Source organism: Hydrogenophaga aromaticivorans (assembly GCF_013387465.1).
Taxonomy (GTDB): domain Bacteria; phylum Pseudomonadota; class Gammaproteobacteria; order Burkholderiales; family Burkholderiaceae_C; genus Hydrogenophaga; species Hydrogenophaga aromaticivorans.
Genome location: NZ_VYGV01000006.1, coordinates 469,612 through 485,077, shown reverse-complemented (window position 1 = coordinate 485,077; position 15,466 = coordinate 469,612). Strand labels below are relative to the sequence as shown.

At 60.0% G+C, this 15,466-nt stretch carries 10 protein-coding genes; all 10 read right to left on the bottom strand.

From position 1 onward, the window contains the following. Window positions 1–121 precede the first annotated feature (121 nt). On the bottom strand, window positions 122–1,678 hold the full coding sequence (locus F3K02_RS06615) for an argonaute/piwi family protein (protein ID WP_177134529.1): 1,557 nt from the start codon (window positions 1,676–1,678) through the stop codon (window positions 122–124). Continuing rightward, a complete protein-coding gene (locus F3K02_RS06610; protein ID WP_177134527.1) occupies window positions 1,675–3,048 on the bottom strand; it encodes a toll/interleukin-1 receptor domain-containing protein in 1,374 nt (457 codons plus the stop codon). The genes F3K02_RS06615 and F3K02_RS06610 overlap by 4 nt, the downstream gene beginning before the upstream one ends. Before the next feature lie 69 nt (window positions 3,049–3,117). Continuing rightward, window positions 3,118–4,383 carry an RES domain-containing protein gene (locus tag F3K02_RS06605; RefSeq protein WP_177134525.1) on the bottom strand — a complete coding sequence of 422 codons (1,266 nt, stop codon included), beginning with the start codon at window positions 4,381–4,383 and terminating at the stop codon, window positions 3,118–3,120. A 182-nt stretch (window positions 4,384–4,565) separates the two neighbouring features. Beyond that, window positions 4,566–5,282: a M48 family metallopeptidase gene (locus tag F3K02_RS06600; protein WP_177134523.1), complete on the bottom strand. Its 717-nt coding sequence runs from the start codon at window positions 5,280–5,282 to the stop codon at window positions 4,566–4,568. Then, a complete protein-coding gene (locus F3K02_RS06595; protein WP_177134521.1) occupies window positions 5,282–8,401 on the bottom strand; it encodes an HsdR family type I site-specific deoxyribonuclease in 3,120 nt (1,039 codons plus the stop codon). The genes F3K02_RS06600 and F3K02_RS06595 overlap by 1 nt, the downstream gene beginning before the upstream one ends. 57 nt (window positions 8,402–8,458) lie before the next feature. Then, window positions 8,459–9,652: an ATP-binding protein gene (locus F3K02_RS06590; RefSeq protein ID WP_177134519.1), complete on the bottom strand. Its 1,194-nt coding sequence runs from the start codon at window positions 9,650–9,652 to the stop codon at window positions 8,459–8,461. Window positions 9,653–9,782: 130 nt separating this feature from the next. Further along, window positions 9,783–10,514, bottom strand: coding sequence for a hypothetical protein (locus F3K02_RS06585; protein ID WP_177134517.1), 732 nt, complete (start codon window positions 10,512–10,514; stop codon window positions 9,783–9,785). Beyond that, window positions 10,507–11,685, bottom strand: coding sequence for an AAA family ATPase (locus F3K02_RS06580; RefSeq protein WP_177134515.1), 1,179 nt, complete (start codon window positions 11,683–11,685; stop codon window positions 10,507–10,509). The genes F3K02_RS06585 and F3K02_RS06580 overlap by 8 nt, the downstream gene beginning before the upstream one ends. A gap of 40 nt (window positions 11,686–11,725) precedes the next feature. Further along, window positions 11,726–13,006, bottom strand: a complete 1,281-nt coding sequence (locus F3K02_RS06575; RefSeq protein WP_177134513.1) for a restriction endonuclease subunit S — start codon at window positions 13,004–13,006, stop codon at window positions 11,726–11,728. Continuing rightward, a complete protein-coding gene (locus F3K02_RS06570) occupies window positions 12,997–15,414 on the bottom strand; it encodes a type I restriction-modification system subunit M (protein WP_177134511.1) in 2,418 nt (805 codons plus the stop codon). Before F3K02_RS06570 ends, F3K02_RS06575 begins: the two co-directional genes overlap by 10 nt. Between the last annotated feature and the right edge of the window lie 52 nt (window positions 15,415–15,466).

The window sequence follows — 15,466 nt, the reverse complement described above, 5'->3', positions numbered from 1 at the left end:
CCGAGTCCGTTTTGTCGTAGCTACGGGCTATCAAACTTCGATCTGCGACCGGTCTTGTAGCGGGGCGTGCACGTGACCAACGGTGGCGAAAGCCCGTGGCGGACGAGTCTTGCCTTCTTCGCTAGATATAGAACTTGAAAGGCAGCATGGGCTCGCTGCTTTGTGGCGCTGCCACCAAAATCTCGCCGATGGCGTCTGCAAACTTGATAGTCACAGGAGATCGGTCATTGAACAGGCAAGTATTGAAGTTAATTTTTGACAATGCAAGCACATCACGCATCACAGTCTGGAGTTGTGCTTTCCCGCGTCGGACTGTCACCTGCAACGGATTTGGAGTGTCTGGCCCCATGTAAGTACCGAGGCGCGGCACGAAGCCTGAAGTCCATAGGAACCCCGCCCTCTCGCTTGTAATCAGCGCTGTACCTCGAATGACGGGATACGCTCCAGGGCGGAACAGTTTGAGCTGGTCCCAGGCGTCGGAGATTTGAACTCCTACGACGTTTGTGGTTGCTCCTAGGCAAGCAGATTGAAATCCTGCCCATTCATCGTCGTTGAAGGACGACTTGGCATGAATGAATAGTTCCGCCGGGTCTTTTCCATGGCGCGTCCGGTACTCATTCAGGACGGTCGCAACGAGTCGAGTTGCTGAATCAGCGTCGAGGTGAAACTGCTTGGTGTCAGGGTGAAACCATGGCCCCAAGGCCCCCCGGAATACGACGCCCTCCCCATCGGAGAGGAACATCTGCGCCGCGCATACTGAGAACCGAGAGGCGTCGGCGTCGGATTGTTTTTTGTAGACAAGGCCCACGTAGCAGACACCGGGCCTCATGGCTGCGATTTGCCAGGGGCGGCCACCGCTTTTGTAGTAAGACCCGGAGCAGAGCTTCCAAGCCAACGTCGCGGGATCCTCGACATTGCGCTTTGGCTGGCCATTGGACTTCAGAAAGTCGCCCGGCGCCAATGTGCTCTCGCGGACCAACTGAGTGACGATCTTGTGATCCAGCAGCCTGGCCTTGAGTTGGCGCCGGAAGTTGCGCTCGTACTTGTAGACCTCTGCATCTTCTTCATCGAAGCCGAACAAGTTTGGTTGCTTGGCAAGTTTCAGTGCGTCGCGCTCTTTCAGAGTGATCTTCCCGTCAACTCGATCGGCTATGCGGACAACAGACTGAGGACGGCCGAGTTCATAGATGAACTCCGGAATTACTACGTACCAAAAAGCTGGAGGGTCTTCGTCGCGCCGCTGATCGGCGACAAGGCGTTCAACATATGCATCAACCACCGACTTGATGGCTTCGTGGCGATTGGCAATATGTATACGTCGACGTAGCTCTTCCTCGTCTAGGTCGTCGATGACCTTCGACGGTTTGGTAGACCAGAGTGCATTGAATGCCTCTGAAAAGCCAGGAAATGGAACATGGTGCGGCTCTACGGCTTTCGAGCCGCGTCGAGGCGGTGGAGTTGCTATGAACGATGAAACCTGTATGGCCCATCGCTCGAATCGTTCGAGGCCGGCTCTGGTGCCGATGAATCCATATCGCACTGGCCTCGGATTCAGGGAGGCATCTACAGGCCCGTACAGATAGAGACCATCCCGGGAATACTCCAACATCTGGCCGTACCGAAACTCAAGCTTGGGCTCTTCGATGTATTGAATTTGGGGTCGAAGCGGTCGGCTCATTCATCCACCTCTTCGAAAGGCTCTTCAGACCACACCTCATCGGGGACGTCCGGATCGTCATCGTCCTGACCGTCATCTTCGCTCTCCAGGATACTCACAGGACAGCTGAACTGCATCGGAGGCACGCAGACTGCGATATGCACACCTTCACCCACGGAAAGGAGCAACTCACCCTTCCCGTCCGACATCCACCAAACGTAGGCACAGAGCATGTCGCGCCACCGCGCGTTGCGCCATCCTTTTGCGAAAGACCGACGTAAAGAATGGGATCGCTTCGCGTCCTCGATCGGATCCAAACCGTTCTCGCTGAAAACGAGCCGTGGAGAAAGTCTGATGTGCGGCAGCGGTGCGGTCCGCAACTGCGCATTGACCGCATAGTGCCAGTAGACGGCTCGCTTACCCGATTGCCCAATGATCTGGCGCGAGCCCCGCCGGTAGCTCCAATCGAACTTCACTTGGCTCTTGGGCGTGGACTTGATGTCCCCCCACCAACTGATTCGCCTTCCCGACCCAATCGAACCTTTTAGACCGCGTCCGCGGCAATAGAGGTCGAACGCTTGGCTTCCGAGATCAGCGTACAGCCGGCGCGCGTGGAATTGATCGATACCGATCTCAGGCCATCCCTCTTCTAGGAAATCCAGGGTTGACTTGGACGCCACCAGTTTTCCTGGAACGGTGGGTGCCATCTCACCTGCATCGTCGGGTCTGGCGAACGCGATGACTCCAGCGCGGTGCGGGACGACAGGCCAAGGATGTACCGATCTATTCTGGAAGCGTTCCAGCGAGGTGCCGACGAGCGACTCAACATAGTGGATGCGTTCCGGTACCTGGCCAATTTGAAGCCAGTTTGAGACAAGTGGTTCGGGCTTTCCCTGCAGCAGGTCGGCCCCCTCAGCTTGGGTCTCCAGCCAAGTCTGCATCGCTCCAGGGGCGCCGCGCGGGACTTCTTGGGCGCGCAGCAACTCAACCAGTTCGGCCAAGCCTGCGGCCCAACTGCGCTTGTAGTCGATGTATTGGGCCTGAGCGATCCGAAATGGAGGATCGTAGGCCTCAAGGCGCAGAGGGATGATGAAAGCTTCATCATTGAGCTGGCGGCTCAGCGCGACGCCGATCTCAATTTCGTTCCGCACACCTTGCTTGTCCAGCCCGTTGGGCGTGCACACCAGCAGCATCTTTATTGCGCGCTTCCGTAGAGCGCTTTCAAGCTCTCTAGCCCAATCAATACCACCATGTAGCCGCATGACATCGGCCCAAACTTCGTAACCCATCGCGGTGAGCTTGGCACCAAGCCATCGGACAAAGTGGTTGTCTTCGGGGGTGGCGTGTGAGATGAAAAGCGCAGTTCGCGATGGAGTTTTAAGTTCGACCATTTTTCGGATGGAGCTAGTGAGAGCACATTGTTCGCAAGTTGGACGTTCCGAGCAGGGTAGCACCTGCCCTCACTCAACGCCGTCCGTAGAAAGGTTGGCTTTCGGTTGCCGACGTTTAACTCGATCGACCGTGATTGCCCGAGACTCAATGAGTATCAAAGATAGAATCTGATTCCAAGTGAAATGCTCCGCTAGTTGAACGCAGTCAAACTGCGGTTTGAAGGGCGTTCTCGAAGGAAATAACACTAGGTTCTTACCACCCTGATTCGCTGCGCTTCGGAAGACCACTCCGTCGATAGATGTTTCGTTCGAGTCTCCAAAGGCCTGCGCTAGGTATTCGGACACGACCTGCGTAGGAACATAGTGGATGTCCGAAGGCAACGGGCGGTCGACCGGCTGGGAGATTTCGCGGACGAACCCGCGCAAGAAGTAAAAGTACGGGTGCAGATGCCGCCGTTCTGGGTCAAATAGCGATGGTTCTTCTGGTAGGTCGGAAAAGTTGACGACGCGCAGCGCACGCGTTGTTCGAAAAGATGCGCCGCGAATCACCTCATCCTTTCGCAGCTCTCCGACTTCCGCCACCATCGTCGTGACATCGAAGGCCAGGTACAGATACGGAATACCAGCTGGGTTCATTCGGCCTGACCCTGCGATGCTCGGCGGTGGGGCTCCCATCGAGTCCGCATTTGGTTCCCATGTCGAGCCCGGCTGGACGATGCGCCCGCGGTAGAGGGTGGTTCCGGTCGGTAGATCGGTCACGAGTGATGTGCTGCGGATCGTTGAACCGATTGCTTCGAGCATGTCGCCGGGAGCTATCCCGTCTTGTGGATGGTCGTGAAAACGCGTGTGGAAATGGAAGCGAGTCTGATGACGCACAACCTGGCAGAAGTGGTCCCATGCGCCCTTCAGTTCTTTACCGAAAGGGAGTTGCCCCCAACTGCCATTTGGGGCCTCAACCCAGTCCTCGACAATGAAATCTTTGACAACTGCGTCCCACACGCAACCGCTGCATTCGAACCCGATAGCTGCGAGCACTTCCTCTGTGGTGAGCACCTCGGATAGGTAGCTTCCCTCCGCGTAGGGTGTACCGACTTCATCGACTTGGCCATACATTGTGAACAGCGTTTCCGCAATTCTTTCCAACAGGCGGTTGAAGGGTGCGGCGATCGGCTCCATGGCGGTTCGGCCGCAGAAGTCGCAAACAAGAGTCTCTGCAGTTTCGTGGATTAGCTTCTTGAGTGCAGTGTCCTCGACGCAATCTCCGCAAACATGGCGATCGTCGGAGCGCCAACCTCTACCTTCTTCTTCAATCCATTCCTGTTTCGCGCGGCCCATTCGTCATTTCCTCCGTCTTCTTTCACCTTCGGGTGAATAATCTTCTTTGGATACTATAGCTATCCTCCATTCTGCTGATGCCTCTACGAGGACCACTCCCGCTGCAAAGCTGAACATCAATCTGAGATTTTCAAATTCAGTGGCGGGCAATACCTCAGTCAAACAACACACAGTCCGGGGTATCAATACCCCCACTCATGATGCCGAACCGGCAACGCATTCAGCAGTTCCCGCCGCTGCTGCCAGTGCGGCAAAAAGTGGTCCATCAGTTGCACAAATCGCGGGCCGTGGGTGGGTTCGAGCAGGTGGGTCAGCTCGTGCACCACGATGTACTCAAGGCACTCTGCGGGCTTCTTGGCCAGTTCGGTGTTCAGGCGGATCGTGGCAGCCGTCGGGTTGCAGCTGCCCCAGCGGGTCTTCATGCGTTGAACGAATACCTTGTTGACCTTCACGCCCAGCACAGGTGACCAGTTGGCGATCAAGGCGGGCGCCGTCGCCCGAATCTGATCGCGGTACCAGCCGTCCAGCAGTTCCTGGCACCGTGCTTCGTCCGTTCCAGGCCGCACCCACATGCCCAACTGGTTGCGGTTCAGCTCCACTTTTGCTGCGCCATCGTGTTCGTGTCGGGTCAGCAGGTAGCGCTGGCCCCAGACGTAGTGGCTCTCGCGGGTCAGGAACTGGCGCGGTGCCTCGCGTGGCTGCGCCTGCATCTTGTGCTGCTCGGTCTTGATCCAGGCCAGCCGCGAAATCGCGAACACGCGGATCGTGTCCAGTTTCATGTGTTGCGGCGCTGAAATGCGCACACGCCCCATGGGCGGCAGCACGCTCAGGTGCAGGTGCTTGATGTCCTTGCGGATCACCTCGGCCTGTATGTCACCCAGCTCGATGTGCACCGCCATCAGTATTCCTTGTGGGCGAACACGATGGGGTAGATGCGGTTCACCGCGTCGATGTCTTTGATCACGTTGTAGATCGCCTGTTTGACGAGCTGCTCCTTGGCTGTCACGCCGCGCCAGCTATCGGGCCGGTGTTCCTTGATGGACGCGTCGAGCGCCATCACCATGGCCACAGTCGCGTCGTTGCCGCCATAGGGCGCGTGCGGCTGCCCCGCCGTGTTGGTGGTCACCCAGACCTTGAGGTTGTTGTACAGCGCCAGGCGGCCGGGCGTGTTCAGCTGCTTTGGGGTGTCGTCCGTCTTGCCGCTCATGACCTGTCGGGTCAGGGTGGCGATACGCTGCAGATATTCCTCGTACTCGATGGCTTTCTGCTTGCGCAGCCGGATGATCTCGTCCAGCAGCGCCGACATCCGTTCAAAGAACGCCGGGTCGGTCAGCTGCTCCTTGATGAGCTTGCTGCGCACGTTGTTCTCGATGCTCTCGGCCACGGCCTCGTGGTTGTTCTTCACGTTGGCCAGCTTGTTGGCGATGGCTTCGGCAATGCCGGTCTTGACGATCAGGTCCAGCAGGCCGATATCGTCAAACGGCGAAATCTTGCGCGGCGCCGATGCTTCGATGTAGGTGTCGATCAGGTGGCGCATGTCGGCCTCGTAGGCCTTGAGGTCCAGCGTTTCGCCCGCTGCCTGTCGCACCAGGTCGCGCAGGTCCAGGTAGTGCTTCAGCTGGGCCTTCATGCGGTCCACGTCCTGAGGCGAATATCCAGCACCCTCCAGTTCGTCGGCCGCGTTGGCCCAGGCGCGGATCAAGGCCACCACGGCCTTGTACATCGCCACGCGCTGCGGTTCCCGCTCCTGCAGGTCCGTAGCCATCTCCGTGTTGCCGCAGAAGTAATGGATGTGGTCCAGGTCACCCTGCGGCGGTAACACCGGCTGGCACAGCAGGTGCAAGGCCTCGAACGCCGCATCCAGCCGCTCGCGGGCCAGGTCCAGCCGGTCCTTGAGCATCACCTGCGGGTCGCTGCCGCCTGCGCTGGTGTCCAACTCAGAGGTGTAAACCACTATCGCTTTCTCCACCCGTTTGAACAGGTCTTTGTAGTCCACGATGTAGCCAAAGTCCTTGTCGTCACCGTCCAGCCGGTTGGTTCGGCAGATGGCCTGGAACAGGCCATGGTCCTGCATCGACTTGTCGATGTAGAGGTAGGTGCAGGGCGGGGCGTCAAAACCGGTCAGCAGCTTGTCCACCACCACCAGCAGCTGCATGTTGGCCGGCTCCTTGATGAAACGTTCTTTGGCCTGCTGCTCATAGGTTTCGGTCTTGGTCTTGTGGGGATCTGCCACCACGTCCTTGAGCAGCTCGGTGTAGGTGTTGTAGATGACCTGCTTGTCGCTCTCGGTGTGGGCGCCGGTTTCTTCCAGCGTGATGTGGCTGGTCAGCGGGTTGTACGACGTGACGATGGCGCAGCGCCCCTTGAATGGCGTCTTCTGCAGCAGCTCGAAATACTTGGAGGCCTCGTAGATGCTGGCCGCCACCAGCATGGCGTTGCCCCGCCCGTTGGACAGGCGGCGCTTGGTCGCGAAGTCGAACACGATGTCGGCCACCACCCGGTCCATGCGCGAGCGGGAACTCAGCACCTTCTGCATGGTGCCCCATTGCTTCTTCAGCTCGTCGCGCTGCCAGTCGTTCAGGCCCTTGGTCTTGGCGGCAAACCACTGGTCGATCTGGTCGGTCGAGCCCAGCCGCTGGTCGATGTCGCGCGCCTCGTACACCAGGTCCAGCACCACCTTGTCTTCCACCGCTTCGGCGAACTTGTAGGTGTGGATGTAGCCGCCAAACACCTCCTGGCTGGTGGCCTTGTCTTCCTTGAGCAGCGGGGTGCCGGTGAAGCCGATGAACACCGCGTTGGGCATCAGCGCCTTCATCACCCGGTTCAGCCGGCCGCTCTGGGTGCGGTGGCACTCGTCCACAAACACGAACAGCTCGCCGTAGGTGGCGCTGGGGGCGGCCTGCACGTCCTTGATGAACTGCTCAAACTCCGCCTCGCTCTTGCCGCGCGCCTGGCCGCCAAACTTGTGCACCAGCGAACACATCAGCCGGGGTGAGGGCAGTGCCAGCTGGCGCATCAGGTCCTTGCCGCTGTCGGTGCGGTACACCGTTTCGCCCGCATCGCCCAGCACGCGCTCGATCTGCTGGTCCAGCTCGTCCCGGTCGGTCACGATCAACACGCGTGCCTGCGGCAGGTTCTCCAGAATCCAGCGCGCCAGCAGCACCATCAAAATGCTTTTGCCCGCGCCCTGCGTGTGCCAGATGATGCCGCCCTGGCGGCGTTGTACATGCGCCTGCGCCGCCTTGATGCCGAAGTACTGGTGCACCCGTGGCAGCTTCTTGATGCCGGCGTCGAACAGCACGAAGTCGTGAACGATCTCCAGCAGCCGCTGCTTGCTGCACAGCTTGCGCAGGTACTTGTCGAGCTTGTAGCCAGCGTTGTCGGCTTCGTCTTCCTTCCACTTCAGGAAGTACTTTTCTTGCGTGGCAATGGTGCCGTACTGCAGGCCCTCGCTGTCGTTACCCGCCATCACCAGCTGCACCGTGCCAAAGAAGCCCTCGTTGAACTCCGGCAACTGGTTCGACAGGTTCTGCCGTATGCCGTGGCCAATGCTCACCCGGCTGTTCTTCAGCTCCAGCACGCCCACGGCCAGCCCGTTCAGGTACAACACCACATCGGGCCGGCGCTCCAGGCCGCCGTTCAGCGTCACTTCTTCGGCCACCGCAAAGTCATTGGCTTCGGGGTGTTCCCAGTCCACCAGGTGCACCGTCTCGGCCTGTTCGCCCGCGCCGGTTTTCACCGGCACGCCGTAGCGCAGCAGGCTGTACACCGCCTGGTTGTTGCCGTACAGCGTGCGGGTGGGGTTTGCGGCCTCGCTGCGCAGCGTGTTCAGCGCCCGGCTCATCTGTTCGGGCGTGTAGCCCTTGGTCTGCCAGAAGGCGGTGAGCAGGGATTCTTCAATCGGGGCGTTGCCAGCGCGCTCCGTCCAGTCGCCCAGGTAGCGGTAACCCAGTTCTTGGCACAGCAGCTGCACCACCCGGTGTTGGGTGGCGCGCTCCGGTTTGCTGACATCGTTCACGACGGGCTCCCTGATTTTTGTGTCGTCGGTTGTGGGTCAATGCGTTGTAGCAGCGGGCTACTCGGTGTCTGGCAGCAGGTTGCCTTGCCGGCTCAGCGGTGGCCAGGTGCCGGCCGCTGCCCGGGTTTCATACCAGCGGTGCATGGCCGCGTCTTCCACCGCGTATTCACCCCGGGCCGATTTCCACACCAGCGCTGGCGTGCGCTCGCGCAGCGACTCCAGCGCGTTCTGCGCTTGCGGCGGCGTCACCGCCTTGTCGCGCCCGGTCTTCTCGCGGTAGAAGCGCAGCGCCTCGGCGTCGTAGGGCCGGAAGCGGGGGCCTTGCTCCAGCATGCGCCACAGCACCGCCTGTTCCAGCGGCTTCAGGCCCAGGTAGTCGGATTCCATCTGGCCTTCGTCGTCCTGCTGGCGCTGCGCGGCGGCCTGCAGCATGGCGGGCTCAAAGCGGCCCGTCAGCGCCGCCAGCGGGCTGAGCACCTGGCCCAGCGCTTCCATGAAGAACTGCGGCCGGCTGCCAAAGCCTTCAAATGCAGCTTGCAGCGTGGCCTGGTCCACTGGGGCCAGCTCCGGGCGCTGCGCTTCGATCAGCTGCACGATGTGCGCCATGAAGTCCTGCCCCAGCGCCGGCATGGTCTTGATCTGCGAGCCATAGAAGGGCGAACCGTTGGTGTTCACCAGGCGCAGCAGCTTGTCGCGGTCCGAGCCCGACATCACCAGCATCAGGTTCACCACTCCGGGTCGGTTCAGCTGGTCGCGGGCCGACTTCAGCGCGGTCATGGCAGCCTCGCCCGCTTCGCTTGTGAGCGCGTGCTGGGCTTCGTCAATCACCAGCGCCACCGGTTTGTCTGCGGTTTCGTGCAGGGCGCGCAGGGCGTCCACCAGCGTCAGCCCGTCCAGCTTGCCGATGCGGCTGGTGTCCACATCCAGCCAGCCGGCCAGGCTCACCTTGTTCAGTCCGGTCTTTTTGGCGGCGCGGGCGATCACGCCCAGATGCGGCTGCAGGGCGCGGCCAATGGCGTCGGCAATCAACACGCCGGGGTCGCGCGTGGCTTCGGCCCACAGGTCCACGTACACCACCACCACGCCCGCTTTCTCCAGCGCGGGGCACAGGTCACCCCGCAAGAAGGTGGTTTTGCCGGTTCGCCGGGGCGCGGCCAGAAACAGGCCGTTCTGGGCGTCGCCAAAGGCGGTCTTACCCTGAAGCTGGTGCACCAGCTCGTCGGCCAGGGCTGTGCGGGGGTAGGCGATCATGTTTATCTCGTTTTATTTTGACTTGGATAATTTATCGAAATCAAAATAAAAGTCAATAAAAGAGGGCCCGGTGGCGTCAAACGAGGCGGATACGCCCGATCCGCAGAACCGGTTGAACGCCAGGCCCATTTCACGGCGGCGGCGGCGCAGCCGGCGGAAGCCTTGCGAAGGCAGCAAGTGCGACCTGTTCAAACTGAGTGGCTTGCGGACATATTTGTTTGACCACACCCCAGTTGTTTTTGACGGCGGGAGCGCGCGTGCGATATGCCAAAGTCTGTTTCTTTATGCGGTGCGCCTTGATCACGGCCGTTGACCCCAACCGATCTTCCGCTTGTAAGTTGCATTCCAGGTCCACCAACAAAGCATGGTCTTGTGGCAAAACAGCCGCAGCCAACCAAGCCCCCGTGGACTGGGCGGGCACACACCAAATGGTGCGCTGCGCAGGTATCGCAGGGTTTAGCCAGTTGCTCAGAAGAAGTTCAAGTCGGGCACAGGTATCGGAGGCTGGTGGGCATGGCAAGTTGCACGGCATGGCTGGCCAATTTCGAGCCAAGGCCTTGGCCTGCAAATCGGGGCCATAGTCTGAATACTGTTTGTGAGCTACATCGGCATCCAGGTGAATGATCAGCAGATCAAAGCCGGTGAGAGTGGGGTCCAGATCCAAAGCACCCGTGTGCCGGTTACCCGTCGCTTCACACCATTTCAGCACACCACCCCAGCCAGTGCCCAGATCGGGCAGGGTCGGTTCCGGTTGAAGTTGTGTCAGCACAAAAGACACCGGCAGCAGCGCGCTCAATGCGGCTTGGATCACCTCGTAATCCGTCGGTCCTTCGGCGACCAACGCAATGCGCAGCTTAGACATTGGGCACCGCCCCCAGGTGCCCCATGAGCCACAACCGAGACAGTGGATAGTCGGCCCGAAGGGTCAACAGCTCGGGTGTTACTTCAATCCGTCGGACACAGGTCTTTCCTGTGTTGTCACGCTCCACCGCAAAAAGTCGGATCTCCGGGTCGGACAGGTCTAAACCGTCGAGCACCGCAGGGTTGTGGGCTGTGAAGATCAGTTGCTTGTCAGAGGCAGCCACGCTCAACCATTCAGACAGGCGTGCCGTCAACCGGGCGACCAAGCGCGGATTCAGAGCCTGGTCCAGGTTGTCAATCGCAAAGAGCTTGGGGCCTTTGGGCAGCAGACACAAAACAGCACAGAAGATTACGTACAAAGCCCCCTCGCTGGCGTCGTATGCTGTCAGTTCGTTCCGGCTCGTTTTCATGTACCGATCGGTGAACTTCAGCAACCATTTGGTTCGGGGAACCTTGGGCGATAGCAAGTCGGCGCCTTTGCTGGTGGCTTCGACGCCTGACACCCAGTCGATTAACTCCAGTACTGAATCCAGTGTGCCGCGCTCGTCATCACGATACAACTTGCTCAACTCGTCAAAAGCCTCGGCCAATTGACCGCCACTGAGACCGACCGGTGACCGTGGTTGTGTATCTGGTACCGTGCCGCGCAGGGTGGGCGTGTTGGGGCAATAGATGGCATAGTCCTGCAAGCGTTGCATCAGCTGAGCCGCAGGGTTGGTGGGCTCTTCGTCCACCAGTTTCAGCGCCGCCAGACCAGCCTGAGGATTCAGATTCTTTTTGTTCCGGACGCCATCGCTCACGATGTCTCGTACACCATCGGTTAGTACCTCGGTCTTGTAGGACCAGGCAGGTTCTGGTGATTCCAGCGGATTGAGCAGCGAAACCCGGTAACTGGCCTGCCTGTCATCGGTAACGCCCACGCCGATATGGACAGGTGTGCGCTCTTCAGCGAAAGAACTCTTGAACAAGCGTGGCAAACCCGCTCGGACACCCCTGCGCAGAAGCGCTTCGTCATCCACCACGCCGTTTGCTGCAGCACCGAGCACGCCCAGGGCCTCCAGCACGTTGCTCTTGCCAACCCCGTTGGCGCCGATCAGGCAATTGACTCGTCCCAGGGAGATGCTCTCGCTGTGAATCGATTTGAATCCGTCAATGTCAAGTGTGCGGATCATGATGAACCTTTGTGTCTGGCCGGAGGGCAATGTACGAATGCTAGTTCACTAGCCGGATGCGCCCGGTCAGCAGGGCCTGGGCCATGCCTTGTTTGAGCTGGCGGGCTTTGGTCAGTCGGGCTTCGAGGGCGGTGATTTCGGTGTCCATGTCGGACAGGATGGTAGCGATGGCGGTTTGCTCTGCGATCTCGGGAGTACGCACAGATATTTGAGCCAAGGCGGCCGCGTTGATGTGAACAACCGCGTCCCCTTGACCTTTGCTGGCCTTTTGACGGTTGACTTCGGCGGCATTCAGCGCATAGCCCAGATAGCGTGAATCGAAACCCCGAGGCCGCAAGATCACGATATCGCCGCCGGCATAGGCCTCAAAGTCATCTAGAAACGCGACGCACTTGCCGATGTCTTCTTTCGTTTCGCCAGACCCAGCGAACAGAATGTCCCCTTGTCGCAAAGGTGTGGCTGTTGCAGCGACAGCGGGAGAAATTCCAGACTCGAAAGACCGGACGTGGTCTGTGTGGGTCGTGTAAATCTCACCGTAGCGAACGCAAGGAATGGCGCCACTTTGGGCCTGTTCTCGCGTGATGCCTGAGCCCTTCAAGAACGTACCTATTTCTCCCAAAGACACGGAACACCACTCAGATTGGAATCCCGGCAAACGTCGCTGGCCGGTGAGCAGTTCCTGCATCGCGCCTTGCTTGATCTGGCGTTTCTTGGCCAACAACTGCTCAAGCGATTCGATCAGGGCGTCGGCATCTGCAAGCGCAATAGCAATCGCACGTTGCTCATCAAGTGCGGGAGCCGCCAGCGGAAATGCCCGCACATCTTTGCTTGTGATGTTGGGGTCTTTCCTGCTGCTACTTGCTACGGCTTTCCAGTAGTCCACCCGAAAGTTGAGCATGCGCAGCAAGTAGCCAGAGTCGAGCTGATCTTGCTTGGGGCGAACGGCAGTGATCGCTTGATTGACCGCTGCGGACTGAGTCAAAAGACCGGTTCTACCAATTTGGTTGTACCCACCGTACATGGCAACCAGCACGGAACCGGCGGGATACGGTTGCAAGCTTGTTTCCTTCAGTGCAGCTTCGGTCACCTTTTCGTCAGTTTCATGAATCAGGCCGTTGTTCAAATCGAGGGTCTTCACCCAAGGTACGGTGCCATTGAGGTAGTAACGCTCTGGCTGACTTCGGGATGGTGTCGTTCCGGACGAAGTCACCGCCAATGCTCCAATGGTTGATACGTTCCATTCCACAGGAATATCACCAACTTCCGATCGCTTGAAGCCCGTTGAAACCAGGTACTTCGCACTCGGCTCGTTCAGTTCCATGTGAACCCCATCCGGGCCAGGTGCGCGTCCACCCGGGCCTGCTGTTCATCCGCCCGTTTCGCCACGGCAGGCAAGGGCGCGTCGTACCGGTTGGCCAGCTCTATCACCCGCTGCGTCAGGCGCTGGGTGATGCGGTCCAGCTCGCCGCGCACAGCGGCATCCAGTGCGGTCAGCCATTTGTCGTCCACCACCAGGGTCTGGATCTCTGCCTCGCTCAGCCGTGGGTATTGGTCGTGGGCCAGCTGGTCCACGTGGGCGTCCAGCTCCTTGAGGGTTTTCTTGAGCTGGGCTTCCTGGTCGCTGAGTTGCAGCCACTGCCGGAGCACGGCCGCTTCGTCTTGCGCGTCGGCGTCGCGCTGAATCTCTTTCAGCCGTGCGCTCACCTGGGCCTTGTTCACCTTGTCCAGCTCGGCAAAGGCGCCGTCGTCGCCGCCGTGTTCCTCTTCAAGCTCGGCGAGCTGCGCGGTCATGGCGTCGAGCTGGGCGCTCATTTCGTTCATGAGCGCCTGCTCTTTGGCGCAGTACCGGGCCACCAGCGTGGCCTTGGGCACGAGGTCGCAGGCCCAGCCCTTGTCCACCTGCTTGCCGGGTTTGCCGTCTTTGCCCTTCTTGGTTTCGATCACGCGGTAGGTGGCAGCCTTCCAGCCGTCAGCCGCCAGCAGGTAGGCATCGTCTTGCCAGGCGCTGGCCCACAGGTCCATGAAGCGCTGGTACACGTCGTAGGCGTTGAGCAGCGGCTGGCCTTGGTAGTGCGCCAGCAGGTCTTCGGCCAGCTCCACGATCAGCGCCTTGGGCTTGAAGCCAGGTTTGAGCTTTTTCAGGCGCTGGCTGGTGCGGCTGCGCCAGGCGTCAAAGTGCGCGGCCATGCGCTGGGTGTAGGCCACGAACTCGGGGTGCTGGTGGATGCTGGTCTGGATGGCGGCTTTGTCCACCGCCAGGGCCAGGTAGCCGGGGCGCAGCGACTTGAAAAGGGTGGCGCGCAGCTGCGGGCAGGTGGCCCAGTAGGCTTGCAGGGCGTCCACATCGGCCTGGGGAATGCCGCCGCGCAGGTGGCCTTCAATGTCTTGCCGGTCTTCCGTCTGGCGGCTTTGCAGGTAGCGCGGCAGGTTGAGGTTGAAGTCGTTCTTTTCGATCTCGGCCAAGGGCACGAGGCGGGCGTAGGTCGGGTCGCTGCCGTCTTGCTTGCTGTAGGCGTCCACGATGCGGTGGATGTCTTGCTCGCGCAGGCGGTTCTTGGGGCCGTCTTTCATGAAGGCTGCGCTGGCGTCCACCATGAAGATGCCACGCCGGGCCTGCGCGTCCTGTTTGTCGATGACGACGATGCAGGCCGGTATGCCGGTGCCAAAGAACAGGTTGGCCGGCAGGCCGATGATGCCTTTGATGAGCCCGCGGCGAACGAGGTTCTTGCGGATGTCGGCTTCGGCATTGCCCCGGAACAGCACGCCATGCGGCAGGATGCAGGCGGCTTTGCCCTGGGGCTTGAGCGAGCGGATGATGTGCAGCAGGTAGGCGTAGTCGCCCTGTTTGGTGGGCGGAATGCCAAAGCCTTTGAAGCGCTCGAACTTGTCGCTGTCGGGCGTGAGGCCGGTGCTCCAGCGCTTGTCTGAAAACGGTGGGTTTGCGACCACGTAGTCGAAGGTTTTGAGCGCAGCGCCGTCGAGGTGCTTGGGGTTGGCCAGGGTGTTGCCCTGGGTGATGAGGGCGCTGGCGTTGTTGTGCAGCACCATGTTCATCTGGGCCAGGCCGCTGGTGGCCTCGTCCATCTCTTGCCCGTACAACGTGACCGGTGTGGGCGCGGCGTCGGCCACTTTCAAAAGCAGCGATCCGGACCCGCAGGTCGGGTCGTACACGGTGGTGTCGGGCGTGGTCTTGGCCTGGTGGATGCCGATGACCTGCGCGAGGATGCGGCTGACTTCGGCGGGCGTGTAGAACTGTCCCTTGCTTTTGCCGCTCTCGGTGGCGAAGTGGCGCATGAGGAATTCGTACGCGTCACCCAGGATGTCGTCACCATCGGCCCGGTTCTTGGAAAAATCGAGCGCCGGGTTTTCAAAGATGGCGATCAGGTTGCCCAGCTTCTCGACCATTTCCTTGCCCTGGCCGAGCAGGGCGGTGTCGTTGAAGTCGGCCTTGAGGCGGATCTTGTTGGCTTTCTCCAGCGGTTGCAGGATGTGCTTGTTGATCTGGTCGCCAATGTCGGACTTGCCCTTCAGGGCCACCATGTCGGCAAAGCTGGCGCCAGCGGGAATCTGGATCGGAGCGAAGGGCTGACCGGTGAATTTGTCGCTGATGTATTTGATGAACAGCAGGACCAGCACGTAGTCCTTGTACTGGCTGGCGTCCATGCCCCCGCGCAGCTCGTCGCACGAGGCCCAGAGGGAGGAATACAGCTCGGATTTCTTGATGGCCATGGGGAACGCAAAAAAGGTGCCTTCGGGCACCTGAAAAAACGGGGTTGAACCG

What these genes read in the sequence shown, in the direction of transcription:
- F3K02_RS06615 (WP_177134529.1), bottom strand. Translation starts at nt 1,678, where the DNA reads ATGAGCCGACCGCTTCGACCCCAAATTCAATACATCGAAGAGCCCAAG.
- F3K02_RS06610 (WP_177134527.1), bottom strand. Translation starts at nt 3,048, where the DNA reads ATGGTCGAACTTAAAACTCCATCGCGAACTGCGCTTTTCATCTCACAC.
- F3K02_RS06605 (WP_177134525.1), bottom strand. Translation starts at nt 4,383, where the DNA reads ATGGGCCGCGCGAAACAGGAATGGATTGAAGAAGAAGGTAGAGGTTGG.
- F3K02_RS06600 (WP_177134523.1), bottom strand. Translation starts at nt 5,282, where the DNA reads ATGGCGGTGCACATCGAGCTGGGTGACATACAGGCCGAGGTGATCCGC.
- F3K02_RS06590 (WP_177134519.1), bottom strand. Translation starts at nt 9,652, where the DNA reads ATGATCGCCTACCCCCGCACAGCCCTGGCCGACGAGCTGGTGCACCAG.
- F3K02_RS06585 (WP_177134517.1), bottom strand. Translation starts at nt 10,514, where the DNA reads ATGTCTAAGCTGCGCATTGCGTTGGTCGCCGAAGGACCGACGGATTAC.
- F3K02_RS06580 (WP_177134515.1), bottom strand. Translation starts at nt 11,685, where the DNA reads ATGATCCGCACACTTGACATTGACGGATTCAAATCGATTCACAGCGAG.
- F3K02_RS06575 (WP_177134513.1), bottom strand. Translation starts at nt 13,006, where the DNA reads ATGGAACTGAACGAGCCGAGTGCGAAGTACCTGGTTTCAACGGGCTTC.
- F3K02_RS06570 (WP_177134511.1), bottom strand. Translation starts at nt 15,414, where the DNA reads ATGGCCATCAAGAAATCCGAGCTGTATTCCTCCCTCTGGGCCTCGTGC.